General features: G+C 63.5%; 24 protein-coding genes. 14 read left to right on the top strand and 10 right to left on the bottom strand.

The genetic code is table 11. The features are described from left to right. Window positions 1–3 precede the first annotated feature (3 nt). Together IGW03_RS37870 and IGW03_RS02925 are read left to right on the top strand one after the other, a co-directional pair. Window positions 4–852 carry an ElaB/YgaM/YqjD family protein gene (locus IGW03_RS37870; protein WP_228534921.1) on the top strand — a complete coding sequence of 283 codons (849 nt, stop codon included), beginning with the start codon at window positions 4–6 and terminating at the stop codon, window positions 850–852. 295 nt (window positions 853–1147) lie between these two features. After that, entirely contained in the window at window positions 1148–1285 is a 138-nt protein-coding gene (locus IGW03_RS02925) for an entericidin A/B family lipoprotein (RefSeq protein WP_194720992.1), read from the top strand. A gap of 169 nt (window positions 1286–1454) precedes the next feature. Here IGW03_RS02925 and IGW03_RS02920 read toward each other — a convergent pair whose 3' ends face one another. Continuing rightward, window positions 1455–2168, bottom strand: a complete 714-nt coding sequence (locus IGW03_RS02920; protein WP_194720991.1) for a hypothetical protein — start codon at window positions 2166–2168, stop codon at window positions 1455–1457. A gap of 207 nt (window positions 2169–2375) precedes the next feature. Between IGW03_RS02920 and IGW03_RS02915 the strand changes: the two genes are divergently transcribed. The 5 genes from IGW03_RS02915 (at window position 2376) to IGW03_RS02895 (ending at window position 7320) form a co-directional block, all read left to right on the top strand. Further along, window positions 2376–3152 (top strand): C39 family peptidase, encoded by a 777-nt coding sequence (locus tag IGW03_RS02915; RefSeq protein WP_194720990.1) that lies wholly within the window; start codon window positions 2376–2378, stop codon window positions 3150–3152. Further along, window positions 3149–4612, top strand: a complete 1464-nt coding sequence (locus IGW03_RS02910) for a RimK family ATP-grasp domain-containing protein (protein ID WP_194720989.1) — start codon at window positions 3149–3151, stop codon at window positions 4610–4612. Before IGW03_RS02915 ends, IGW03_RS02910 begins: the two co-directional genes overlap by 4 nt. Further along, complete coding sequence (locus IGW03_RS02905; RefSeq protein ID WP_194720988.1) at window positions 4609–5958, top strand: carboxylate-amine ligase; 1350 nt, start codon at window positions 4609–4611, stop codon at window positions 5956–5958. The genes IGW03_RS02910 and IGW03_RS02905 overlap by 4 nt, the downstream gene beginning before the upstream one ends. Next, window positions 5955–6728 (top strand): N-formylglutamate amidohydrolase, encoded by a 774-nt coding sequence (locus IGW03_RS02900; RefSeq protein WP_194720987.1) that lies wholly within the window; start codon window positions 5955–5957, stop codon window positions 6726–6728. The genes IGW03_RS02905 and IGW03_RS02900 overlap by 4 nt, the downstream gene beginning before the upstream one ends. 82 nt (window positions 6729–6810) lie before the next feature. Then, window positions 6811–7320: a hypothetical protein gene (locus IGW03_RS02895; RefSeq protein WP_194720986.1), complete on the top strand. Its 510-nt coding sequence runs from the start codon at window positions 6811–6813 to the stop codon at window positions 7318–7320. 77 nt (window positions 7321–7397) lie between these two features. Here the strand turns inward: IGW03_RS02895 and IGW03_RS02890 are convergent, their stop codons facing one another. Beyond that, a complete protein-coding gene (locus tag IGW03_RS02890) occupies window positions 7398–8285 on the bottom strand; it encodes a succinylglutamate desuccinylase/aspartoacylase family protein (protein WP_194720985.1) in 888 nt (295 codons plus the stop codon). Between the two features lie 185 nt (window positions 8286–8470). Between IGW03_RS02890 and IGW03_RS02885 the strand changes: the two genes are divergently transcribed. The 4 genes from IGW03_RS02885 to IGW03_RS02870 are packed head-to-tail and all read left to right on the top strand — an operon-like array spanning window position 8471 to window position 10202. Further along, on the top strand, window positions 8471–8818 hold the full coding sequence (locus IGW03_RS02885) for a GFA family protein (protein ID WP_194720984.1): 348 nt from the start codon (window positions 8471–8473) through the stop codon (window positions 8816–8818). A 3-nt stretch (window positions 8819–8821) separates the two neighbouring features. Beyond that, the gene (locus tag IGW03_RS02880; RefSeq protein ID WP_194720983.1) at window positions 8822–9505 is read left to right on the top strand and encodes a glutathione S-transferase family protein; all 684 of its coding nucleotides are present in this window, start codon (window positions 8822–8824) and stop codon (window positions 9503–9505) included. Beyond that, window positions 9502–9813, top strand: a complete 312-nt coding sequence (locus IGW03_RS02875; RefSeq protein WP_194720982.1) for a 2Fe-2S iron-sulfur cluster-binding protein — start codon at window positions 9502–9504, stop codon at window positions 9811–9813. Before IGW03_RS02880 ends, IGW03_RS02875 begins: the two co-directional genes overlap by 4 nt. Window positions 9814–9845: 32 nt before the next feature. Beyond that, a complete protein-coding gene (locus IGW03_RS02870; protein ID WP_194720981.1) occupies window positions 9846–10202 on the top strand; it encodes an STAS/SEC14 domain-containing protein in 357 nt (118 codons plus the stop codon). A 187-nt stretch (window positions 10203–10389) separates the two neighbouring features. On the opposite strand, the gene IGW03_RS02865 is transcribed toward IGW03_RS02870, so the two are convergent. From IGW03_RS02865 to IGW03_RS02830, 8 genes are all read right to left on the bottom strand, one after another. Next, window positions 10390–11043 (bottom strand): dienelactone hydrolase family protein, encoded by a 654-nt coding sequence (locus IGW03_RS02865; RefSeq protein ID WP_194720980.1) that lies wholly within the window; start codon window positions 11041–11043, stop codon window positions 10390–10392. A 708-nt stretch (window positions 11044–11751) separates the two neighbouring features. Then, window positions 11752–11985 (bottom strand): hypothetical protein, encoded by a 234-nt coding sequence (locus IGW03_RS02860; protein ID WP_194720979.1) that lies wholly within the window; start codon window positions 11983–11985, stop codon window positions 11752–11754. A gap of 43 nt (window positions 11986–12028) precedes the next feature. Beyond that, on the bottom strand, window positions 12029–13069 hold the full coding sequence (locus tag IGW03_RS02855) for a UDP-glucuronic acid decarboxylase family protein (RefSeq protein ID WP_194720978.1): 1041 nt from the start codon (window positions 13067–13069) through the stop codon (window positions 12029–12031). After that, window positions 13066–14184 carry a glycosyltransferase family 9 protein gene (locus tag IGW03_RS02850; RefSeq protein WP_194720977.1) on the bottom strand — a complete coding sequence of 373 codons (1119 nt, stop codon included), beginning with the start codon at window positions 14182–14184 and terminating at the stop codon, window positions 13066–13068. The genes IGW03_RS02855 and IGW03_RS02850 overlap by 4 nt, the downstream gene beginning before the upstream one ends. A gap of 15 nt (window positions 14185–14199) precedes the next feature. Continuing rightward, entirely contained in the window at window positions 14200–15930 is a 1731-nt protein-coding gene (locus IGW03_RS02845) for a carbamoyltransferase family protein (protein WP_194720976.1), read from the bottom strand. Between the two features lie 290 nt (window positions 15931–16220). Beyond that, entirely contained in the window at window positions 16221–16538 is a 318-nt protein-coding gene (locus IGW03_RS02840; protein ID WP_194720975.1) for a PQ-loop repeat-containing protein, read from the bottom strand. After that, a complete protein-coding gene (locus tag IGW03_RS02835; RefSeq protein ID WP_194720974.1) occupies window positions 16535–16681 on the bottom strand; it encodes a hypothetical protein in 147 nt (48 codons plus the stop codon). Before IGW03_RS02835 ends, IGW03_RS02840 begins: the two co-directional genes overlap by 4 nt. Beyond that, entirely contained in the window at window positions 16678–17742 is a 1065-nt protein-coding gene (locus IGW03_RS02830; protein WP_194720973.1) for an Hsp20 family protein, read from the bottom strand. Before IGW03_RS02830 ends, IGW03_RS02835 begins: the two co-directional genes overlap by 4 nt. A gap of 229 nt (window positions 17743–17971) precedes the next feature. Here IGW03_RS02830 and IGW03_RS02825 point away from each other — a divergent pair, with 229 nt between their 5' ends. From IGW03_RS02825 to IGW03_RS02815, 3 genes are all read left to right on the top strand, one after another. Then, a complete protein-coding gene (locus IGW03_RS02825; RefSeq protein WP_194720972.1) occupies window positions 17972–19780 on the top strand; it encodes an ABCB family ABC transporter ATP-binding protein/permease in 1809 nt (602 codons plus the stop codon). Between the two features lie 239 nt (window positions 19781–20019). Beyond that, entirely contained in the window at window positions 20020–21150 is a 1131-nt protein-coding gene (locus IGW03_RS02820; protein WP_228534919.1) for a glycosyltransferase family 2 protein, read from the top strand. A gap of 103 nt (window positions 21151–21253) precedes the next feature. Further along, window positions 21254–22201 carry a glycosyltransferase family 4 protein gene (locus IGW03_RS02815; protein ID WP_194720971.1) on the top strand — a complete coding sequence of 316 codons (948 nt, stop codon included), beginning with the start codon at window positions 21254–21256 and terminating at the stop codon, window positions 22199–22201. Window positions 22202–22205 lie beyond the last annotated feature (4 nt).

Genomic DNA, 22205 nt, shown 5'->3' with positions numbered 1-22205 from the left:
GACTTGCTGATCCGATTCGTACATGGATCCGCCCTCAATCGGCGGACAAGCAAATTATGTTTCCTTAAGGCAATTGCAGCAAGCGCTTTGTCTGCTTCTGCGCGGCGGGCATTGCAAACGGGAAATGACGAAAAGATTTGCAAGAAACAAGGTTGCAATACTTACATTCATTTTGTGCAAAATTTGGAATGCCTTTTGGCAATCAATACCGTTCCTTCCTGCAATTCCTTTTGCTTTCATGCGCTTGGCCTTCAACACCGGATAGATGAACGCATGGCACAGCATTTGCTGAATAGTCGGCAACACGCCACGCAAGAATGGCAACGACCGGCTGCGCCGCATATTGATGCAGGATCGTGCTGCGACAGCCTGGGTGGGATGCGCCAGCGCATCGAGAAGAACTTCGTCAAGGAACAGAACATGGATACCAATTCCACTTCGGCCACCGGCAGCGATCGTCCGGCAGGCGCAACTTATTCACGCACTGACACCAACGGTGTGAGCGGCGGAGTCGTCAGCAGCGTCGACACCATGGCCGGCACCAGCAGCGGCAACCCGCGTTCGGCCGCCTCGCTGCGTACCGAACTCTCCAGTCTCAAAAGCGACCTGGATGCACTGGTCAACCGGTCCGCCAGTCTTTCCGATGAAGAACTGGCGCAAGCGCATGCGCAGCTCATGACCAAGTTCAGCACCATGCGCTATGCCGCAAAAGGCATCGCCAATGAAGCCGGACGGCAGCTCAACCGCGGCGTGGAGACCACGAGCACGTTTGTAAAGGACAAGCCGATGCAATCGGTCGCCGTGGCAGTCGGCACCGGTCTGCTGCTTGGCCTGCTGTTCAAGCGCCGCTGAAGCGGCGCAGACTGGCTGCGGCGGCCGGCCGGATTTGACCGTGAACAATATTTCGAACGCGGACATATCCGGAAGACTCTCAGTTTCGGCAGGCATGCAGATGCAAGGCCGCAGTCAATAACCCGGGCAAGTGCCATGTTCCTTCGAAGCCGACATCACACGCAATACAGGGAGAGAAGGAACGCGACGCTGGCAGTCGGTGTTGCAGGGAAACATGCCAAACCAAAACATAGGCATGATCATTGCAGCGTTTTAAAAACCTGTTTTACCCCGTTAACCTGAAAGGAAATAAATCATGAAAAAAATCATCTCCGTACTGAGCGTCTTGATCGTTACCGTTGGTTTGACAGCTTGCAACACCATGTCCGGCTTTGGTCGTGACGTTGAGCGCGGCGGCGAAAAGATCCAGGGTTCGGCTGAGCGCAACAAGTAATTCCCGATTCCTGAGTCATCGCTCAGGCAATGCAAAAGGCAGGCGTGGCTGCTCGGGCCACACCTGCCTTTTGCGCTTGTGGCGCAGTTTGCTTGAACGACTGTCGAGCCGCTTGAGCCGCTGCGTGTTCACGCCGGATGCGGCTTTCCGCTTCCCCTGCGATAAATCATCAGCGCATTCCGCGTTCCCCTCCGTTACCGCCCGTCGCTGCAGTACCTGCGTTTCCACGGGCTCCGCTGCTTCCAATGCTTCCGCGGCTTCCGCTGGCCGTCTGCCGGCCCGAAGCCTTTTCAGCAGCCTGCCGCGGCCAGGTCAGCACGGCGGTTGCGAGATGCTGCCCGGTCTTGCGGCCGGCATTGACCTTCACGCTGCGGCTGATCACCTGTCCGCCGGCATCGGCGCGGATGCGGTAGTTGCCCGCGCGCGGCAGGTCCACCAGCATCATCGGCGAGTCGCAGCGCGCCTGCAGCAGCCGCTTGCCGCCGGCGTCGGCAATCTCGACGCCGACGTCGGCCAGATAGGCGCCGTTGCGTGCGGCGAAGGTCAGCATCAGATCATAGGAAGACGCCTCTGACTTCATGTAGGCGGACTCTTCGTCGCCCACTCCGCCGCAGAGATAGGTGATGTCGTTGCGCATGACCGGCTTGAGGCGCTCGGCCGGCGATGAGGGGAATCGCTCCGCTTCGAGTTCGACCCCCGCTTCCGAGCGCGTCGCATTGACGCCGCCGGAAGACAGTTCGGCGCTGCCCGGCGGCAAGGCGGGTGCGGTGATGGGCGTTCCTTCCGCAGCACCGGGCGGCGATACAAGCTGCGCATTGGAAACGAAGGGCAAGGCTGCAGCCAGCACGGCGGGAAGGATGGAACAATGTCTGATCATGTTCACGGTACGGTCTCCCGATCATTATTGCGTCGAAGCGGCAAAGCCGCCGTGTCATGCATCATTCGTGCCGATACGCTAGGCATTGCGAAACTTTTGTCTCTCCGATGCGTCACTTGAAACACCGGTTGCCTGGTCCATTATGGGCATGCGACTGGCACCGAAAATGCTATACGACTCTTACTGGGCAACCGACGGAAACAGGGCGACACGATGCATGCCGATACCAACCAAGATCTGCGGAGCCGCGTTTCGGAATCGCCGGACCTGCTGCAGCTGCCTGTCCGTATCCTGCCCCAGCCGGACGAAACCACCTGCGGCCCCACCTGCCTGCATGCGGTGTACCGCTACTGGGGCGACAACGAGCCGCTGCAGAACGTGATCCAGCGCACCGGGAAGCTCGAGCATGGCGGTACCTTCGCGGTATTTCTTGCCTGCGATGCGCTGCGCAAGGGCTACAAGGCCACCATTTATACCTATAACCTGAACGTATTCGATCCGGTCTGGTTCACCGAGCCCGGCGTCGATATCGCCGAGCGCTTGCAGCGCCAGCGCGAGCACAAGATGGACTACCGCCTGCAGCACGCGACCAACGGCTATCTCGAATTCCTCAAACTGGGCGGAAGGCTGCGCCTGGTCGACCTGACGCGTTACCTGATCCGCGGCATCCTGCGCCGCAGAATGCCGATCATCACCGGCCTCAGCTCCACCTACCTGTACCGCGCCGCGCGTGAATTCGGTCCCGACGACACGCCAGACGACGTGCGCGGCCTGCCCTCCGGGCATTTCGTGATCATCGGCGGTTACGACCGCGAGCGCCGCAAGGTATTCGTGGTGGACCCCTATCAGCAGAATCCCTACGACAGCGCACAGGCTTACTGGCTGAGCGTGGACCGCGTCGTCAATGCCATCCTGCTGGGCATCGTCACGCATGACGCCAACCTGCTGATCATCCACCCGCGGTGCGTGCCGCGACAGGAAGTACCATGAACATTCTCTTTGTCGTCAGCCAGCCCCAGGATTGGCCCAGCGACATCCCCGGCGTCACCGTCGTCCCCGCGCAAACCTATCTGCTCGACCCCGCCTACGGCGATATCCATTCCGCCAAAGTTTTCAATCTCTGCCGTTCCTACCGTTACCAAAGTGAAGGCTACTATGTGTCGCTGCTGGCCGAAGCGCGCGGCCACCAGCCGCTGCCCGATGCCGAGGCGATGAAGGATCTGCAGTCCGACACGCTGGTGCGGGAAATCACCGAGCGGCTGGGCAACCTGATCGACTGCTCCTTCGCCCGTGACGCCGCGGACGTGGTCGACCTCAATATCTATTTCGGCCAGGATGCGGACGGCCGCCATGGGCATCTCTGCGAACAGCTGTTCAGGCTGCTGCGTGCGCCGGTGCTGCATGCCCGCTTCGAACGCCTGGACGACGCCTGGCGCCTGTGCAGCGTGGTCGGCGGCAGCATACGCGACATCCCGCTGCATCACCGAGAACTGGCAGCGCAGGCGGCAGTCAGCCATCTGAGGGAACACAAAATCCGCAGCGATACGGCGGCACGCAAGCCGGCGCTGGCCATCCTGCACGATCCCGCGCGGCCGGAAGCGCCTTCCAATGCCGAGGCAATGCGCAAGTTCTGCGAAGCGGCCGAGCTTCTGGGCATGCGGGCCGAACTGCTCACACCCAGGGACACGGCGCGCATCGCGGATTTCGACGCACTCTTCATCCGCGACACCACCAACGTCGATCATTACACCTACCGCATTTCGCGCCAGGCCAGCGCGGCGGGTCTGGTGGTCATCGACGATCCGGATTCCATCTTGCGCTGCACCAACAAGATCTACCTGAATGAACTGCTGACCCGGCATCACATCCCCACGCCGAAGCACATGATGGTTCACAAGGGCAACGTGGGCCAGATCGTTTCCACGCTCGGCCTGCCGTGCATACTCAAGCAGCCCGACGGTGCCTTCTCGCTGGGCGTCGTCAAGGTCGAATCGGAAGAGGAATTGCAGTCCGAAGTCGGTGAACTGCTGCGGCAGTCGGAACTGGTGCTCGCCCAGGAATACCTGCCGACCGAGTTCGACTGGCGCGTCGGCGTGCTCGACCGGCGCCCGCTGTTCGTCTGCAAGTACTACATGGCGCCCGGCCACTGGCAGATCATCAAGCATGAGCAGCAGCGCACCAGCGAAGGCCGCACCGAAGCGCTGTCGGTCGGCGAGGCGCCGGACGATGTGGTGAGGATCGCGGTGCAGGCCGCCAACCTCATCGGCGACGGCTTCTACGGCGTCGATCTCAAGCAGGTCGGCAACCAGGTCTACGTCATCGAAATCAACGACAACCCGAATGTCGATGCCGGCAACGAAGATGCGGTGCTGAGCGATGCGCTGTACCGCGAAATCATGGGCGTCTTCCGCAAGCGCATCGAAGCCAGCAAAGGAAACCCGAACTCATGAGCGACGACGCGCCGCCAACACCACAACCGCTACAACCGCTGCATGCCTTCGCGGGCTGCGGCATCGAACTCGAATACATGATCGTCCGGCGCGACACGCTGTCGGTGCTGCCGATTGCCGACCAACTGCTGAGAGACGGCGACGGCGGCAATGAAGTCGAGCGCGGCATCATGGGCTGGTCCAATGAACTGGTGCTGCACGTCATCGAGATCAAGAACCGGGAGCCGTCCGCTTCGCTCGTCCCGCTGCATGCCGCATTCCAGGAGGAAGTGCGGGAGATCAACCGCAGGCTGGCCGCCATGCAGGCGCGGCTGATGCCGGGGGCGATGCATCCATGGATGAACCCGCTGACGGAAACGCGGCTGTGGCCGCATGACAATGAAGCCATCTACCGGATCTACGACCGCATCTTCGACAGCCGCAGCCACGGCTGGGCCAACCTGCAAAGCATGCATGTGAACCTGCCCTTCGCCGATGACGCGGAGTTCGCCCGCCTGCATGCGGCGATACGGCTGGTGCTGCCCATCCTGCCGGCACTGGCGGCAAGTTCGCCGCTGGCCGATGGCCGGATCGCGGAGGCGGCCGACTTCCGCATGCAGGTGTATGCCGGCAACGCCGACGGCATTCCCTCGATCGCCGGCATGGTGGTGCCGGAAACCGTGAACAGCCGCGCCGAATACGAGCAGCGCATCCTCGCCCCGATGTACCGCGACATCGCGCCGCACGACCCGGACGGCATATTGCAGCATGAATGGCTCAATTCGCGCGGCGCCATCGCCCGCTTCGACCGCAATGCCATCGAGATCCGCGTGATCGATACCCAGGAATGCCCGCATGCCGACCTCGCAATCGCTGCAGCCACGATGGATGCGGTACGCCGGCTCTACGACGCGCCGACGCTGGCCGAACAGCAGGCCATCCCGACCGAGGCGCTTGCCGGAATATTGCGCGCCTGCACCCGCGATGCGGAGCAGGCTGTCATCGAGCAGCCCGCCTACCTGCGGCTCATGGGCTACCCGGGCCACGGGTGCAGCGCCGGCGAACTGTGGCGGCACCTGATCGGGCGGATGACGGACGGCGAATACGACGCCGGGGCCGCCGATTCGCCGGAGCGCGACGGCAGGGATTCATGGCACGCATGGAGCGATCCGCTTCAGACCATATTACGGGAAGGTCCGCTGGCGCGGCGCATCCTGCGCGCGGCGGGCGGCGCTTCGCCGCAGCGCCTGCACGCGGTGTATTCGCACTTGTGCGACTGCCTGCAGGAAGGCAGGATGTTCCGGCCGGACGAAGTTCCGGCCAAGGCACCCGATACAGCATCGGCGACATCGACGGCATCATCTTGAAACGCTCCGACTTTCTCCTTATCACCTGCGAGCATGGCGGCAACCGCATTCCTTCGCGCTACGAGGAATTCTTCCGCGGCCATGAAGCGCTGCTGCGCACCCATCGCGGCTACGATGCCGGCGCGCTGCGCATGGCGCGCGACATGTCAGCCGCGCTGGCATGCCCGCTGGTGGCCTCCACGGTAAGCCGGCTGCTCATCGATCTCAATCGCTCGCAAGGCCATCCCAGGCTGTACTCGGAAGCCACGCGCGTCGCCCCGCCGGACCTGCGGGAGGAAATCCTGCGCCGCTACTACCTGCCCTACCGCACCAAGGTCGAGACGCGCATCGCCCAAGCCGTTGCCGGCGGCGCGAGGGTGATCCACCTCTCCTGCCACAGCTTTACGCCCGAGCTCGACGGCGAGGTGCGCCATACCGATATCGGCCTGCTTTACGATCCGGCGCGCGAGGGCGAAGCGGCGCTGTGCCGGGACTGGCGCACCGCGCTGCAAGTGCGCGCGCATGGCCTGCGCACCCGCATGAATTACCCCTACAGCGGCACCGCCGACGGTTTCACCGTCCATCTGCGCCGGCGCTTTTCCGGCGACAGCTATCTCGGCATCGAACTGGAAATCAATCAGAAGCATGTCGTCATGCGCGGCCGGCATTGGCAGGAAATGCGCAATGCGGTGGTGGACGCATTCCAAGATGCATTGGCATCCGGCAAGAGCAGGCCGGTGGTCCCCGCCACAAAACTTGTTTCCGGCCATCCCGTACCGCATCCGCGCTGACAGCAAGCGCTGAACTCCGCTGCGGTGCCGGGGTCCATGGACTTACCTGCCGCATTTCTCCGGCATTGCATCAAGGCATATCATGTTCGCCCCGCTGTTCCCTGCTTGCGCCTCGGCTGTCTTGGGTCTGTTCGCGGCCGCAGCCCTTGCCCAGCCGATCCGGCCGGCACATCCGGTTTCCGCTGCAGCCGTGCCGCCGGACGCCCTCGAAAGCAACGTCGCGTCTTTCCTGCAACAGTTCATTGATCCCGGCAAGACGCCCGAGGCTCAGGCGGAGTTCTTTGCCGACGGTGTGGACTACTACGAGTTCGGCCCCACCGCAAGGTCCGAGATCGTGCGCGACGTGCGGCATTACAGCCGTCGCTGGCCGATGCGCAGCTATCGCCTGGCGCGCATCGACTACATCACGCCCGACCCGGCGTCAGACAGCGTCTTCGTCAGCTACGTGCTGGAATACGAAGTCAGCGGCCCGAACCGGCACGCGCGCGGGCAGGCCAATTACGGCGCGGTGATCGCGGACCTGCATTCCGCACCGAAGATCGAGTGGATACGGGAAAGAGTGGCCGGCAAGCGCTACGCCGAGGCGGAATGATCCGGAAATGAAAAAGGGAGGCTGATTGCCTCCCTTTCCGCATGCTGCATTCTGCATGTGCGCATCAGCGCTTGCGCTTACTCCGGATAGGCGGTCGCCGTACCGAAATAGAACCATTCCCCGCCGGTTGCCGCTGCCTCCTTCGGCAGCACGATGAAACCGTCCTCCGGTGCGGCAAGCGCTTCGCCGTCGGCGAGCACGGCAATCGGCTCGTCCTTCCTCACCGCATCGAAATGCCGCCAGGGCTTGCTGAACACGGCGCCTTCGCTGCGGTAATACACGCTCTTCATGCGCACGCAGCGCAGCTGCCCGCTCTCCGCCGGCTGCTCCAGCGATGCCGCCGCCGGGCATTGCGGATCGAGCATGTCGAGATGCTTGAGCGCCATCAGGATCGCGCGGTAGCCGACGTCGGGAGCATCGGCATTCTGGTGCTGCCCGCACTCCAGCGTGACCGCCATCGCGCCGCGCGTGCGCGCATATTCGGTGGTGCCCTGGGATTCCTTGCTGTCGCCGCCGCCGTAGGCTTCGGCCCAGCCGTAGACGAAGTCGTTCACGCCGAGCGACTTCGCATAGGCCAGCTCGCGCGGATTCTTGCCGCTCAGGAAAATGAAGGGACCACCCGGCGAGGCGAAGGAATGCAGATCGAGCAGCACATCGGTGCGGTCGAGCAGGCCGCAGACGATGGGATCGAGATGATCCTCGTAATGCTGCTTCTCGTCCTTCGGATACAGCTGGCGGTTCAGGTTGCGCTCGACGAAGCGCACATTCTGCGCATAGGCTTTCGGGTTCACCACCGGCATCATCTGCAGCGTGCCGCGCCGCAGCGCCGCCTCCCCGCCGTCGAGCGCGGCGATCAGGCGCTTGATGGCTTCCGGGCCGCAGCGCTCGTTGCCGTGCACGGCTCCGAGTATGGTCAGCGCCGGGCCGGCTTCCAGTGCCTGATAGACAACGGTCTTGACTGTCATGTTGAGTCCTTTTGCAAGCTTGTTTGAATTGATCTGATGCGCCGGCCCGCAGTCGGCCGGCAACGCGACCGACATTGTCGCATTCCTTGCTCAACCCATGTAGGAATGCCGCACGCACCCGGCCGCGTTACAATTTCGCCTCACCTTCGTACACCTTTCGCACCCCGACCAAGGAGACGCACGACATGACATACCAAGGATCCTGCCATTGCGGCCGCATCGCATACGAAGTCGAGGGCGAACCCGCCCAGGTCGTTGAATGCAACTGCTCCCACTGCAGCCGCAAGGGCTACCTGCTGTGGTTCCTGCCGCGCGCCGGCCTGAAGCTGTCCACGCCAGAGGCCCACATGTCCACCTACCTGTTCAACCGGCACGTGATCGAGCACAAGTTCTGTCCGCAGTGCGGCAGCGCGCCCTTCGGCTTCGGCAAGGACCCGTCGGGCCGGGAAACGGTGGCAATCAATGTGCGCTGCCTCGAGGGCATCGATCTGGCCGGCCTGCAGCGCGTCCCCTACGACGGACGCGCGAGCTAGACGATGCTGACCTTGTACCACTGCGTCAGCGCCCGCTCGTTCCGCCCGCTCTGGATGCTGGAGGAGCTGCGGCTGCCCTATGTGCTGAAGATGCTGCCCTTCCCGCCCCGCTTCGCCGCGCGCGACTACCTTGCCGTGAACCCGCTCGGCACCGTGCCGGCACTGCTGGACGGCGACCTGCGGATGACCGAGTCGGCAGCGATCTGCCAGTATCTCGCCTTCCGTGGCGGCTCCGGGAAACCCGGCACGCTGGATGTCGCCGGCGATGAGCCCGCCTATGGCGAATACCTCAACTGGCTGCATTTCGGCGAAGCCAGCCTGACCTTTCCCCAGACCCTGGTGCTGCGCTACGGCCGCTTCGAGCCGGAGCAGCGGCGCCAGCCGCAGGTGGCGGAAGACTACCGCCGCTGGTTCCTTGCCCGCCTGCGCGGCATCGATGCGGTGGTGGCGCGGCAGGACTACCTGTGCGCGCAGCGCTTCACCGCTGCCGACGTATCGGTCGGCTATGCGCTGATGCTGGGCGAACTGATCGGGCTGGAACCGGAATTCAGCGAGCCGGTGCGGGCCTACTGGGAGCGCCTGCAGGCGCGGGAAGGCTACCAGCGCGCGCTGGCCGCGCAGGAGAAAGCCGCCATCGAACAGGGCGTGTCGCCGCTGCCGGCCACCGTGACGGGCATCCAGGGATGAGCACGGAAGCCGCCGCAGCGCCGTTTACCGTGCGAATCGAACCCGCAGGCTGGGAATTTTCCACTGGCGGCGAACAGTCCCTGATGGCTGCGGCCCGCGCCGCGAAGATAGCGCTGCCGGCCTCATGCCGCAACGGCACCTGCCGCACCTGCCTGTGCAAGCTGGTCAGCGGACAGATCCGCTACGGCATCGACTGGCCCGGCGTGAGCCGGGAGGAAAAGGCCGAAGGCTACATTCTTCCCTGCGTCGCTCATGCGGAGTCGGATGTGGTGCTGACCGTGCCGCATGCGCAAACCTTGCCGGGTTGAATGACGACCGGCCTCCATAAAGGACAACCACCATGACGAACGACCAACTCTGGGTCGAACCCGTCGGCACGCTGATCATCGCCCGCATGCGCGGCATGCCGACCGAGGCGCTGCTGCGCGAATGCCAGGAGCGCGTGCTGCAATTGGTGATGGATACCGGATGCGGCAAGGTGCTCTACGATACGCTGGAAATGGAAGCTCCGAACCTGGATGTCGTGCTCCTGCAGCGCAGGCTCGACGACGAGACGAACAATGTCAGCCTGCGCCGGGCCATCGTGGTGCCGAACACCAGGCTCGCCTACCTTGCGCGGCTGGCCTTCGGCGAAGGTGATTACCGGGTGTTCTACAGCGACATCACTGCGGCCATACGCTGGCTCGAGGACAGGTAGCGAGCGGCAAGACTGGTGCTGCGGGCGGAAAAAAGCCCCTTCCTGACCAGCAGGAAGGGGCAACGCCACTACTCGCAAACACCATCAGGAAGCCGGACTCGCCATCCGTCCGTCCCGGACAGTACGGCGTGCATTGTAAAAGCTGCGCGGCACGGTACGATTTACAACTTCATGCCGCGCGATCCAGTCATGCCAATACAAAGCGCGTATGCTGCAGGAACCATCCCCGGGCCAGACGGGCGACGACTTCGAGGCTTCCGGGCTCCTCGAATGCATGAGTCGCGCCAGGTATCACTTCGAAGCGTTTCTTGCAGCGCAGAACGGCGAATGCGGCACGGTTGGCGCCGACGCTGCCGTCGTCCAGACCTCCCGCAATCAGCAGCGTGGGCGCAGTAATCCTCGCCAGCCCCGGCTCGGGCTGCGGCAGTCTCGCACTGCGCAGGACCAGTGCCGATATGTCGCCGCCCGCCGAGGCCAGCCGCAATGCGACGGCGGCGAGATGACCGGAAGCAAACAGGGCAAGCGGCAATTCGTCGGTGGAAGCCTCCCGCCTGAGCCACGTGCATGCCGCCTGCAGCCGGCCGGCCAGCGTGCGCACGTCATTTGCCGCTTGGCCGTGACGCCGCTGCTCAAGGCTTGCGGTATCCAGCCAAAGCGTGGCCAGGCGGGCCTTGTGCAATACGCTGCCGACGTAGTCGCTCGGCGGCTTGAGGCGGCTGGCGCTGCTGCCGTGAACGCATACCACGACGCCGAGCGCGTTTTCCGGCTGGCACAGCATGCCGTTCAGGGCACCATCGTCGCAGGCAATGGAAACATGTCTTCTGGTAATGAGGGGCAACATTGTTTTTCTCCAGCAGGCCGGCGGCCTGCGTGTTTCGGGGATGGGGGTTAAGCAGGATCGTGCCGGCCCGGTTCATGCGGCCGGCAGGAGGAATCTGGAAATTGACGCGGCTCTGCAAACGTCGGTGGAGATGTGCCGTCGCTGCGGCACTGCGGGAAAGATAGTGTTGAAACCGGCTCATCGACTCGCGCAACGGAGTTGCGGCGGCGCGATGAAGTGCGTTTCCGGGCACCATGACCTCTGCGGGGAGAAATATCGCGTCAGGCGGGGCTGTCGCAAGGTCTGTGCCTAATACAACAAATCTTTCGGTGTTGGCAACCAAGGCCGCACGACGCCTTGTCATTTAGCCTGTCGCTGGCAAGAGGCCCCTTCTTACGCAGGCAGGAGAAGGGATGGGAATGAGGGGGATCGCACGACCTCCCAAGGTCTTGACAGTCCCCCTCACCCCCTTGCCCCTCTCCCGCCCGCGGGAGAGGGGAGCTTATGCAAATTTCGCCAACCTGCTTGAACGCCTTCGGACTGGCCCCCTTCTCCCGCTTGCGGGAGAAGGGTTGGGGATGAGGGGAATCGCACAACCCATGAAGGTCTTGGCAATCTCCTTCATCCCCGGCCCCCCTCCCGCTTGCGGGAGAGGGGAGCGTCTCTTTGCCACCCGATCTGGACAATCTGCCATAGCCGCTTGTACTAGAGCGGCGTTATATAACCCTCTCAAGTCCGCAGCGGCTTGCGCGGCTTCGGTTTCCCAGGCAAATGAAACTGCGCAGTAACGATGGGCCCGGCCTCTACATGCGCCTGCATCTTCGGCCGCGGCGGCGAGTTCGGCAGGTCGGGCGCATTCGGCCCCTTGCTGCAGGCAAGACTCGCCATCCCGAGCACCGCGAGCAGAACAGGAGTTTTCCAGGCCGCCGCGGGCCTGTTTCCGGATTTGCGTGAGCCGTTCATGAATGACCTCTTGTCCATGGGTTTCGTCACCCGGCAGCGCTGGCTACATCTTGCTCATGCCGCTCTGCTGCAGGCTGTGGTTCCGCAGGCTGCCGGCGAAGCTCTCGGGAATGTCTACCTCGTCATCCCGCTCGCCCATGCGCAACTGGCGGAAATAGTCGATCGTGCGCGCCAGACCCTCGTCGAGCGCGACCATCGGTTCCCACTCCAGCACGGTGCGTGCCAGCGCGATGTCCGGACGGCGGCGCGTCGGATCGTCGCTAGGCAGCGGGCGAAAAACAATGCTCGATCGGGAACCGGAAAGCGCGACGATGCGCTCGGCCAGCTGCAGCATCGTGTATTCCCCGGGATTGCCGAGGTTCACCGGGCCGCAGAAGCCGTTGGGGCTTTGCATCAGCAGGTCGAAGCCGCGGATCAGGTCGTCGACATAGCAGAACGACCGCGTCTGCGAGCCGTCGCCGTAGATGGTGAGCGGCTCGTCGTTCAAGGCCTGCATGATGAAGTTCGACACCACCCGGCCGTCGTTGGGATGCATGCGCGGGCCGTAGGTATTGAAGATGCGGGCGATCTTGACGTTGAGGTTGTGCTGGCGGCGGTAATCCATGAACAGGGTTTCCGCGCAGCGCTTGCCCTCGTCGTAGCAGGAACGGATGCCGATCGGATTGACATGCCCCCAGTAATGCTCGCTCTGCGGATGCATCTGCGGATCGCCGTAGACTTCGCTGGTGGACGCCTGCAGGATCTTGGCCTTGACCCGCTTGGCCAGGCCCAGCATGTTGATCGCGCCGTGCACGCTGGTCTTGGTGGTCTGCACCGGATCGTTCTGGTAATGCACCGGCGAGGCCGGGCAGGCCAGGTTGTAGATCTCGTCGACTTCCACGTACAGCGGAAAGGTGACGTCGTGCCGCATCAGCTCGAAGCGCGGATGGCGCAGCAGGTGGGCGATGTTGCGCTTGGTGCCGGTGTAGAAATTGTCGACGCACAACACGTCATGCCCTTGTGTGAGCAGGTATTCGCAGAGATGGGAGCCGAGGAAGCCGGCGCCGCCGGTCACCAGGATGCGCTTGGAATCAGCTTCTTTCATGGATGCGTCTCCGTATCGTTGATGTGGATGATGTGGTTCGCCTTGCCGTCAAGCAGCCGCATCGCCAGTTCCGCGACGGCATCGGCGCCGACTTCAAGCGCGCACTGGTGCCCGATCGGGCAGACCTGATGCATGCAAGGCCGGCAGGCGACGTCGGCATGAATCACCTGGTGCCTTGCATGGTCGAGCGGCGCCCAGCGGCCGGGATCGGAGCCGCAGGACACGATCACGCTCGGCGTGGCGACGGCGGCCGCCACATGCGAGATGCCGGTATCGTTCGACACCACCAGCCTGGCCTGCGCCAGCAGCGCCGCAAGGCCGCCGAGGTCAGTCTTGCCGCACAGGTTCAGGGCCGGCATGCGCATCGCCTTGTGCACCGCCTGTACCACCTCGGCTTCGTCGGGCGATCCGGTGAGCACGATCTTCATGCCCGATGCCGCAAGGCGGTCGGCCACCTCGGCGAAGCGCTGCGGCAGCCAGCGGCGCGTCAGCATGCGCGCGCCGGGATGAATGCAGACATAGCTGTCCGGCGCCGGCAGGTCGGCATGGCTGCGCCGCAGCGATGCATGGTCGTCGTCGGTGAGCGGAAATTCCAGGTGTTCGCCCTGCGGCGGCGCGCCGAGGAATTCCATCAGCCGCAGATAGCGCAGCACTTCATGCTCGCGTTCGTCCCAAAAGGTGAAAGCAGCCGGGTCGGGGCAATACTGCCCCGGCACGTGGAAGCCGGCATTGCGCTTCGCGCCGAACAGCACGGTCAGCGGATTGCTGAGCGTGCCGCTGCCGTGCAGCTGTATGGCAAGGTCGAAGCCGCGCCCCTGGACTTCGGCAAGAAAACCCGGCATCTGCTGCAGGCGAGCAGCTTGTTCCGGAAAGCTCGGAAAGCCGGGAAACACCAGCAGGTCGTCGACATAGCGGTGATAGCGCCTGACGAAACTGCTCGCCCACGGCAAGCCGATCAGGGTAATGCAGGCCTGCGGCGCGGCCGCACGCAGAGCGCGCAGCGCCGGCACCACGCACAGCATGTCGCCGAGCTGCAGCGCGCGGAATACCGCGATGCTTCTCACGCCCGAAAAAAGATTTTCCTTTGCCTTGCCTATCCTCGTCAGTTCAAGCATCCGCCCTCCCCTTCATCATGGCTTCTGAACGATGAAGGAACCGATCGCCAGCGCATCGAGCGGCGTGGTGCAGAAGGACTCGACCGCATCGCGCGGATTGCAGACCACCGGTTCGCCGCGCGTGTTGAACGAAGTATTGATCAGCACCGGCACGCCGGAGCGTTCGGCGAAGGCCTTGAGGAGATCGTAGTAGGCCGGATTCTGCGAACGGTTGATGGTCTGGATGCGGGCGGTTCCGTCGACATGCCTTACCGCCGGAATCTTGTCTTCGCAATCCTTGCGCACGTCGTAGACGAACACCATGAAGGGCGAAACATTGCCGTCGACGAACCAGTTGGCCGCCTCCTCTTCCAGCACCACCGGCGCGACCGGACGGAAGTCTTCGCGATCCTTGATGGTATTGAGGCGCTGCTGCATCGAGGCATCCAGCGGCGAGGCAAGGATGGAACGTGCGCCGAGTGCGCGCGGACCGAATTCCATGCGGCCCTGGAACCAGCCGATCACCTTGTTCTGCATCAGCAGCTCGGCCACTTCCGCGGAAAGATCATTGGCGCGGCGGTAGCTCAGCTTGGCCTGCTTCAGGAATTCCTCGATCTCTTCGTCATCATAGGCCGGACCGAGGAAGGCATGGTTCATCTGCCAGCTGCGCTTGGACATGCCGCGCTGCTGGGCATCGATCCACATGGCTGCCCCGAGCGAAGTGCCTGAATCGCCCGAGGCCGGCTGCACCCAAACCTTCTTGAACGGACCGCGGTCGCGCACGCGTGCATTCATTACGCAGTTGAGCGCGACGCCGCCGGCCATGGCCAGGTTTTCCGCGCCGGTCTGCTCATGCAGCCAGTGCACCATCTTCAATACCGTTTCCTCCAGCACGATCTGCAGCGAGGACGCGATGTTCATATGGTGCTGGGTGAATTCGGAACCGCGCTCGCGCGCCGGACCAAACACCTCGGCCCACCTGGCCGGCCTGACTTCATAATCGCCGTCGCCGCGATATTGCAGGATCTCGTGGAACTGCTCGGCGAATACCGGCTTGCCGTACGAAGCCAGCGCCATCACCTTGTATTCGTCGGAAGAATGCAGGAAGCCGAGATAGTCGGTGACCATTTCATACAGCAGGCCGAGCGAGTGCGGCAGGTTCACCTGCTTGAGCCGGCGATAGCGGCGGTCCTCGTAATAGCCGTAGCTGGTGGTGGCATTCTCGCCGCGGCCGTCCATGGTGAGCACCGCGCATTCATCGAAGGGAGCCGCCAGGAAGGCGCTCGCCTCGTGTGCGAGATGGTGCTCGACGAAATGCCATTTGAACGGACCGTCATGGCTCACGCCGCGAAAGCGCTTGCGGATATGGTGAGGCGCGCCGCTGGCCAGCTGGCGCGGCGCATTCACGATGGAGGAAAGAAACAGCGGGTCCCATGGCGACAGCCAGTCGGAAGTCTTGTGCGCGGAAGGCTCCAATGGCAGCGTGATGGTTTCATCGCCCTTGCGCTCGCCGAGCAAGAGCCACGGGTTGTAGGAGTAGGCGACATGATCGACGTCGCTCAGCGCGATGCCTGCCTCCTTCAGGCAATAATCGATGGCGTGGAAAGGCAGCTGCCAGGTGGAAAAGGGCACCGGCCGTTTCCCATGCTTGATGCGGGTGAAGCGTTCCTCTTCGGCTGCGGCGAGCACTTCCCCATCTCGCACCAGCGTCGCGGAGCAATCGTGATAGGCAGCATTGATTCCAAGCGTATACACATTTCCCTCCAAAAAATAAAGCGCCGGGGCAGCGCTCCTTGGAACGCTGCAGACGGCGTGTCTTAGACTTGCATTGAAATGCGTTAAGCAAGCGATATACCCGAGAGGGAGAGTCAACTCATTGCCGGTGAGGATAGTGCCCCCATTCCTGCCGCATCCCGTATTGCTGCTGTGTTTCGGCGGCTAAGAGGCAGGAGGCGCTTATTCAAGGCTGCATGTCGTGCGGCATGATGTTGAAAATTCGGGGACGCATTAACTACACATCCTTGTAAATAGTCTCCGCGCAGCCGGGCACAATTTACCTAACGGCTCGGCGCCGGCCGGGCGCCTCCCTGAGCCCCCGTTCCATTCTGCTGCCGCTGCGCATGACGCTTGTTGCTGAGATAAATGCATTCCCCCACGACGGCGGTCAGGAACATGAAGAAGTTCGTGAACACGAAAACCCAGTTGTCGACCAGATAGCTGTAGATGGTGAACCCGAGTGAAGCGGTGAGCTGGCCGATGAACAGCCACTTGGAGACGCCGTCGATGCGCTTGGTGCGCCATTGGGTATAGACCTGCCGCGAGATGGTGGATACGAGGATCAGCGAACTGAGCCAGCCGACGATTTCGGCATTCATTGTTTCTCCTTGATGAACGTGCCGGTGCGCAAGGTGCGGCCGGCATGGATGACGAGTGGATGGTAGCCGACGGTGGACTGCGCGGCGCCGGGCTTGTTCCTGCCTGCCGCAGCCGACAAGCCCGATTTGCTTCGGCCTGTCATTCGGAAGTCTTGATGTCCAGGCGGCGGCACTCGGCGGCTCCGGGGCGCACCGGCACCCTGATCTCGAGCAGGCCGTCGTGCATGGAAGCCGTCGCGGCTTCCGGATCCGCGCCCAGCGGCAGATCGACCACCCGGTAGAAATGCCCGTAGGACCGCTCGGAACGCCGGGCTGCGCCCGGCTGCTGCGGCTCCTGCGGACGACGGTCGCCTTCTATCATCAGGCGGTCGGCGCGGATGTCGATCTGCACATCCTCGCGCCGCACGCCCGCCAGTTCGGCGAGCACCACCACGCTATCGCCGCTGCGCGTCACCTCGACCAGAGGACTCCATGCGCCGCCGTTGCGGTAGGCGTCGTTCGCCGAGCCTGCCGCGCGATGCGCATCCGTACGCCCATCGAGCCGCGTGCCGGCCATCACGCCGTCCACGATCTTGTCCACTCCCTGCGACACGCAGCGCACGATCTGCAGCGGGCTTTCCAACCTTGGAAAGAACATGGGCAGCCACGGCGGACGCAAGCCCGGTTCGGGGCGGGGACTGTTTCCCTCGGCCTTGCGCCGCCGGCGGGAAGCGATGACCGAGGCGTCCGGACGGACATCCTCGCCGGCAACGCTGCCAGCGCCGGCATGCCCGGGCAGGGACTGCCCGGGCCATGGATTGAGCACCAGTGTCTCGACGCATTTCTTGAAGCGCACCAGGTCCTGTTCGGCACGCAGCGCCAGCATCGCTCCCGATCCGTTGCCGTAGACCGCCTCGACATCGAGGCTCAGGCACAGGCGGGTGCGCTGGCTTCCCCTGTCCTCCAGAACAATCCGGCCTTCATGCGCCGCCTCGCCGGTCTTGCGCCAGGCAAGACTGTGTCCCGGAACTTGTTGCATGATCTCGACATCCCATTCGACATCCCGGCCGCCCGCCCGCGCATGCCAGCGCAGATGCCTGTCGTCAATTCTGTGGACCGACTGCACGCTCTCCATGAACCTTGGATATTCCTCGAACCGCAGCAACTGCTCGTAGACCACATGCACCGGCGCGTTGATTTCGATTGCGTGTTCCATTCTTGCCATTGCGAATCTCCAGGTTATGCCGGCACGCATCACGGTACGGCGAACTTTCTCGGTTGCATGCCGGGCCTGCAACATCCATACCACTGGTTAGGCAACGATAGGCGCGCCCCGCACTCAAAGAATGGCCGTGCCGGCATTCCGGGCCGGAGAAGTTTTTGCAAGGGAAAGTTGTAAGCCTTACAGCACAATCCATACATTCACCGCCGCGACGCAAGGAGATGAAACCGATATGTCGGACGCACAACCGGAAAAGCTGGGAGCCCTCAATGTCATGCGCGACCTGTGGCGCGTGGTGTCGGCCTTCAAGGGCCGCATCGCGGTGGCGGTCTTCTTCCTGATCCTGGCCAAGCTCGCCGTGGTGTCGGTCCCGCTGGCGCTCAAGCGCATCGTCGACGACATGTCGCGTCCGGAATCCTTCGTCGCGCTGCCGGTTGCCCTGCTGATCGGCTATGCGCTGCTGCGCTTCGCCAGCACGCTGTTCAACGAGTTGCGCGACCTCGCCTTCTCCCGCGTGACCCAGCATACGGTGGCCACCTATGCCCAGAAAACCTTCACCCACCTGCATGCGCTGAGTTCGCGCTTCCATGCCAGGCGCCGCATCGGCGGCCTGCTGCCCGACATCGACCGCGGCACCAACGGCATCGCCTTCCTGCTCGGCGTCGGCCTGTTCACGCTGGTGCCCACGCTGCTGGAAATCGGCATGGTGGTGGGCATCATGACGGCGCGCTACAGCGACTGGTTCACCGTCATCCTCGCCGTCACCTTCCTGGTGTACTGCGGCTTCACGGTGGTGTTCACCCAGCGGCGCACCATCGTCCAGCGCCGCGTCAACCGCCTCGACTCGAATGCAAAGAGCCTGCTGGCCGACAGCCTGATCAACTATGACGCGGTGAAATATTTCACCAACGAGCGCGGCGAGTCGGCGCGCTTCCAGCACATCATGGACAACTGGGCCGAGGCCGTGGTGGCCAACCAGCGCGCACTGTTCATACTGCATGTGGGCCAGAGTTCCATCATCGCCATGGGCGTGGCATCGGTGATGCTGCTGGCGGGCCAGTTCGTGCTGACGCGCACCATGACGGTCGGCGACCTGATTCTCATCAATGCCTACGTGATCCAGGTCTGTCTTCCGCTCAATGCGCTGGGCTTCGTCTACCGGGAGGCCAAGGATGCGCTGGTCAATGCGGAAAAGCTGTTCCAGCTGCTGCGCGAGAAGCCGGAGATCGCCGAGGCGCCCGGCCTGCCGGCCCTGAAGGTCACGCGCGGCGAAGTGGTCTTCGACAACGTCATCTTCGCCTACGAGCCGGCGCGGCCCATCCTGCACGGCGTGAGCTTCCGCATTCCGCCCGGCGGCACGGTGGCGGTGGTCGGCGGCAGCGGTTCGGGCAAGTCGACGCTGGCGCGCCTGCTGCTGCGCTTCTATGAGGTCGGCGGCGGCAGCGTGAGCGTGGACGGCCAGGATATCCGCAGCGTCAGCAGCCACAGCCTGCGCGAAACCATCGGCGTCGTGCCGCAGGAAGCGCTGCTGTTCAACGACACCATCGCCTTCAATATCGGCTACGGCCGCAGCGGGGCCACCATGGACGAGATCATCGCCGCAGCCAAGGCAGCGCATATCCATGACCTGATCAATTCGCTGCCGCTGAAGTACGAGACGCCGGTGGGAGAGCGCGGCGTGATGCTATCCGGCGGCGAAAAGCAGCGCATCGCGCTGGCGCGCGCCATCCTCAAGAATCCGCCGCTGCTGATCTTCGACGAAGCCACCTCGGCGCTCGACACCGCTTCCGAACAGGCGATCCAGAAAGAGCTGGACCAGCTGTCGGCCAACCGGACCACGCTGGTCATTGCGCACCGGCTGTCGACGGTGGTCGATGCCACCGAAATCCTGGTGATGGAGCGCGGCCGCATCATCGAGCGCGGCACCCATGCGCGCCTCCTGGAACTCAACGGCGCCTATGCCCGGCTGTGGCAGCTGCAGCAGCGCGCCGACGACAACGAACAGATTGCGCGCGAGATGCAGTCGACGATGCAGGGATGAGCGGCAATGCCGTCATGCCTTGCCGAAAGCTGTCCGGCGGAAAACCGTCTTGAGCCGCCTCAACGCAATGCATTGATGCGGGAATTGCAAGTTAGCCAATCTGTTCAATAAACAACGGAATACAGCGACAGCACCAAGACACCGCGAAAGCCATGCATGGATGCAAGATGCAACGCGCATGCTTTCGCCGACGGGCCGCAGCCTGCGAAGGCATGGGCTGCATGATCAGGACGACGTTGATGACGAAAATAATTGCTTTCAACCGCAACCGCAGGATCGTAACCGCCGATACCGAGCAGGAAGCCCGGGCGAGCAGCGTCAAGCTGCGCCGGCAAGGCGGCGCTCCGGTGGTATCGATGCTGGCCGCGGGCGCGGGCACGCAGGCTCCTGCCGTGGGCATCGCGGCCTCCATCGTCGTACCCTCCAAGGGACGGCCGCAGCTGCTCAACCGCTGCCTTGCCAGCCTGGTGATGCAGCAGTTCGATACGGCGCGTTTTGAAATCATCGTGGTCGACGACGGGCCGAGCGACGACACCCGCGACGTCGTCGCGGGCTGGGCCGCCCAGGCTGCCGAGAACGGCCTGCAGGTGACCTACATTCCCTCGATGGGGCCGCACGGACCGGCCGCCGCCCGCAACCACGGCTGGCGCGCCGCGCGCGGCGCCATCATCGCCTTCACCGACGACGATACGGTCGCGCGCCCCGACTGGCTCAAGAACGGCGTGCTGGCCTTTGCCTCGGGCGTGCATGCGGTCTGCGGCAGCGTCGTGATGCCGCTCGAAGGCACGCCCACCGATTACGAAAAGGATGCGAAGAACCTGGAAACCGCCGAGTTCGTCACGGCCAACTGCTTCTGCCTGAAGAAGGTGCTGGAAGACCTCGGCGGCTTCGACGAGCGTTTCCGCTTCGCCTGGCGCGAGGATTCCGACCTGCACTTCCGCCTCATCGATTACGGCGCCAACATCGTGCGCGAGCCGAAGGCGGTGATGATGCATCCCATCCGTCCTGCCCAGTGGGGCGTCAGCCTGCAACAGGTCAAGAAAGTGCAGTTCGACGCCCTGCTCTACAAGAAGCATCCCTCGCTGTACCGCCGCCGCATCCGCGCCAAGCCGCGCTGGGACTTCTACCTGACGGTCGGGGCGCTGCTGACGACGCTGGCCGCGACTCCGGCCGGTGCGGTCGGCACCGCAATTGTCTCCGGCACGGTCTGGACCTTCATGACGGGACGTTTCTGCCTGCAGCGCCTGAGCAAGACGTCCAAGGCGCCCAGTCATGTCCTGGAAATGCTGGTGACCTCGATCCTGATCCCGCCGCTTGCGGTGTTCTGGCGCGCAGTCGGCGCCTTCAAGTTTCGGGTCGGCTTCCTGTAAGGCGTCGGTTCCGTAGCGCCTCGCGTTGCGGCTCCAAGCCTCGCCGCCGGGCGCGGCGCATCCTCCCGCGCACCGGCTTCTTTCCCACTCACCACATCCGACCATGCAGCGAAGACTGAAGATCCTCACCTGGCATACCCACGGCAGCTACCTGTACTACCTAACCCAGGCGCCGCACGATTTCTACGTCATGTCCAAGCCGGACCGCCCGCCTGGCTACGGCGGCCGCTGCGGCCATATTCCCTGGGGCGACAACGTGATCGACATGCCGGTCGCGGAGGTGAAAGATCATGAGTTCGACCTCATCCTGTTCCAGGACGACGACCAGTACCTGAAAGACCAGCACACGTATCTCAGCGAAGGCCAGCGCAGGCTCCCAAAGATTTACATCGAGCATGACACGCCGCGCGAGCATCCTACCGACATGCCGCATCCGGTTGATGATCCGTCAGTGCTGCTGGTCCACGTCACCCATTTCAACCGCCTGATGTGGAACAACGGCCGCACGCCCACGCGCGTGGTCGAGCATGGCGTACTGACGCCCCGCGACGTGTCCTATCGCGGCGACAAGGCGCGCGGGCTGGTGGTGATCAACAACATCGCGACCCGGGGCCGTCGCCTCGGCCATGACGTCTTCCTGCAGGCGCGGGAAAGGATTCCGCTCGACCTGGTGGGCATGGGCGCACTGGAAGCCGGCGGCATCGGCGAGATCGAGCATGCGCAGCTGCCGGCCTTCAGTTCGCAATACCGGTTCTTCTTCAATCCGATCCGCTATACCAGCCTCGGCCTGGCCGTGATCGAAGCCATGATGATCGGCCTGCCCGTCATCGGCCTCGCCACCACTGAGATGTCGACCGTGATCGACAACGGCGTCTCGGGCTATGTCGATACCAATGTCGATGCCCTGATCGAGCGCATGCAGGCGCTGATCGACGATCCGCAGCTGGCACGGCGCCTTGGCGAAGGCGCTCGCCGCTATGCCTCCGAGCGCTTTCACATCGACCGCTTCGTCGATGACTGGAACCAGGCTTTCCACTTCGTCACCACTTAACCGA

It is taken from the genome of Noviherbaspirillum malthae (assembly GCF_015352985.1).
In the GTDB taxonomy this organism is placed as follows: domain Bacteria; phylum Pseudomonadota; class Gammaproteobacteria; order Burkholderiales; family Burkholderiaceae_D; genus Noviherbaspirillum; species Noviherbaspirillum malthae.
The sequence above is the reverse complement of the archived record's forward strand: the minus strand, read 5'-3'. Positions and strand labels throughout refer to the sequence as shown.

Excerpts from the sequence above, each read along its gene's own strand:
- IGW03_RS02925 (WP_194720992.1), top strand. The coding sequence starts at position 1,148 with ATGAAAAAAATCATCTCCGTACTGAGCGTCTTGATCGTTACCGTTGGT.
- IGW03_RS02915 (WP_194720990.1), top strand. The coding sequence starts at position 2,376 with ATGCATGCCGATACCAACCAAGATCTGCGGAGCCGCGTTTCGGAATCG.
- IGW03_RS02910 (WP_194720989.1), top strand. The coding sequence starts at position 3,149 with ATGAACATTCTCTTTGTCGTCAGCCAGCCCCAGGATTGGCCCAGCGAC.
- IGW03_RS02905 (WP_194720988.1), top strand. The coding sequence starts at position 4,609 with ATGAGCGACGACGCGCCGCCAACACCACAACCGCTACAACCGCTGCAT.
- IGW03_RS02895 (WP_194720986.1), top strand. The coding sequence starts at position 6,811 with ATGTTCGCCCCGCTGTTCCCTGCTTGCGCCTCGGCTGTCTTGGGTCTG.
- IGW03_RS02890 (WP_194720985.1), bottom strand. The coding sequence starts at position 8,285 with ATGACAGTCAAGACCGTTGTCTATCAGGCACTGGAAGCCGGCCCGGCG.
- IGW03_RS02885 (WP_194720984.1), top strand. The coding sequence starts at position 8,471 with ATGACATACCAAGGATCCTGCCATTGCGGCCGCATCGCATACGAAGTC.
- IGW03_RS02880 (WP_194720983.1), top strand. The coding sequence starts at position 8,822 with ATGCTGACCTTGTACCACTGCGTCAGCGCCCGCTCGTTCCGCCCGCTC.
- IGW03_RS02875 (WP_194720982.1), top strand. The coding sequence starts at position 9,502 with ATGAGCACGGAAGCCGCCGCAGCGCCGTTTACCGTGCGAATCGAACCC.
- IGW03_RS02870 (WP_194720981.1), top strand. The coding sequence starts at position 9,846 with ATGACGAACGACCAACTCTGGGTCGAACCCGTCGGCACGCTGATCATC.
- IGW03_RS02865 (WP_194720980.1), bottom strand. The coding sequence starts at position 11,043 with ATGTTGCCCCTCATTACCAGAAGACATGTTTCCATTGCCTGCGACGAT.
- IGW03_RS02860 (WP_194720979.1), bottom strand. The coding sequence starts at position 11,985 with ATGAACGGCTCACGCAAATCCGGAAACAGGCCCGCGGCGGCCTGGAAA.
- IGW03_RS02855 (WP_194720978.1), bottom strand. The coding sequence starts at position 13,069 with ATGAAAGAAGCTGATTCCAAGCGCATCCTGGTGACCGGCGGCGCCGGC.
- IGW03_RS02850 (WP_194720977.1), bottom strand. The coding sequence starts at position 14,184 with ATGCTTGAACTGACGAGGATAGGCAAGGCAAAGGAAAATCTTTTTTCG.
- IGW03_RS02840 (WP_194720975.1), bottom strand. The coding sequence starts at position 16,538 with ATGAATGCCGAAATCGTCGGCTGGCTCAGTTCGCTGATCCTCGTATCC.
- IGW03_RS02835 (WP_194720974.1), bottom strand. The coding sequence starts at position 16,681 with ATGACAGGCCGAAGCAAATCGGGCTTGTCGGCTGCGGCAGGCAGGAAC.
- IGW03_RS02830 (WP_194720973.1), bottom strand. The coding sequence starts at position 17,742 with ATGGCAAGAATGGAACACGCAATCGAAATCAACGCGCCGGTGCATGTG.
- IGW03_RS02825 (WP_194720972.1), top strand. The coding sequence starts at position 17,972 with ATGTCGGACGCACAACCGGAAAAGCTGGGAGCCCTCAATGTCATGCGC.
- IGW03_RS02820 (WP_228534919.1), top strand. The coding sequence starts at position 20,020 with ATGACGAAAATAATTGCTTTCAACCGCAACCGCAGGATCGTAACCGCC.
- IGW03_RS02815 (WP_194720971.1), top strand. The coding sequence starts at position 21,254 with ATGCAGCGAAGACTGAAGATCCTCACCTGGCATACCCACGGCAGCTAC.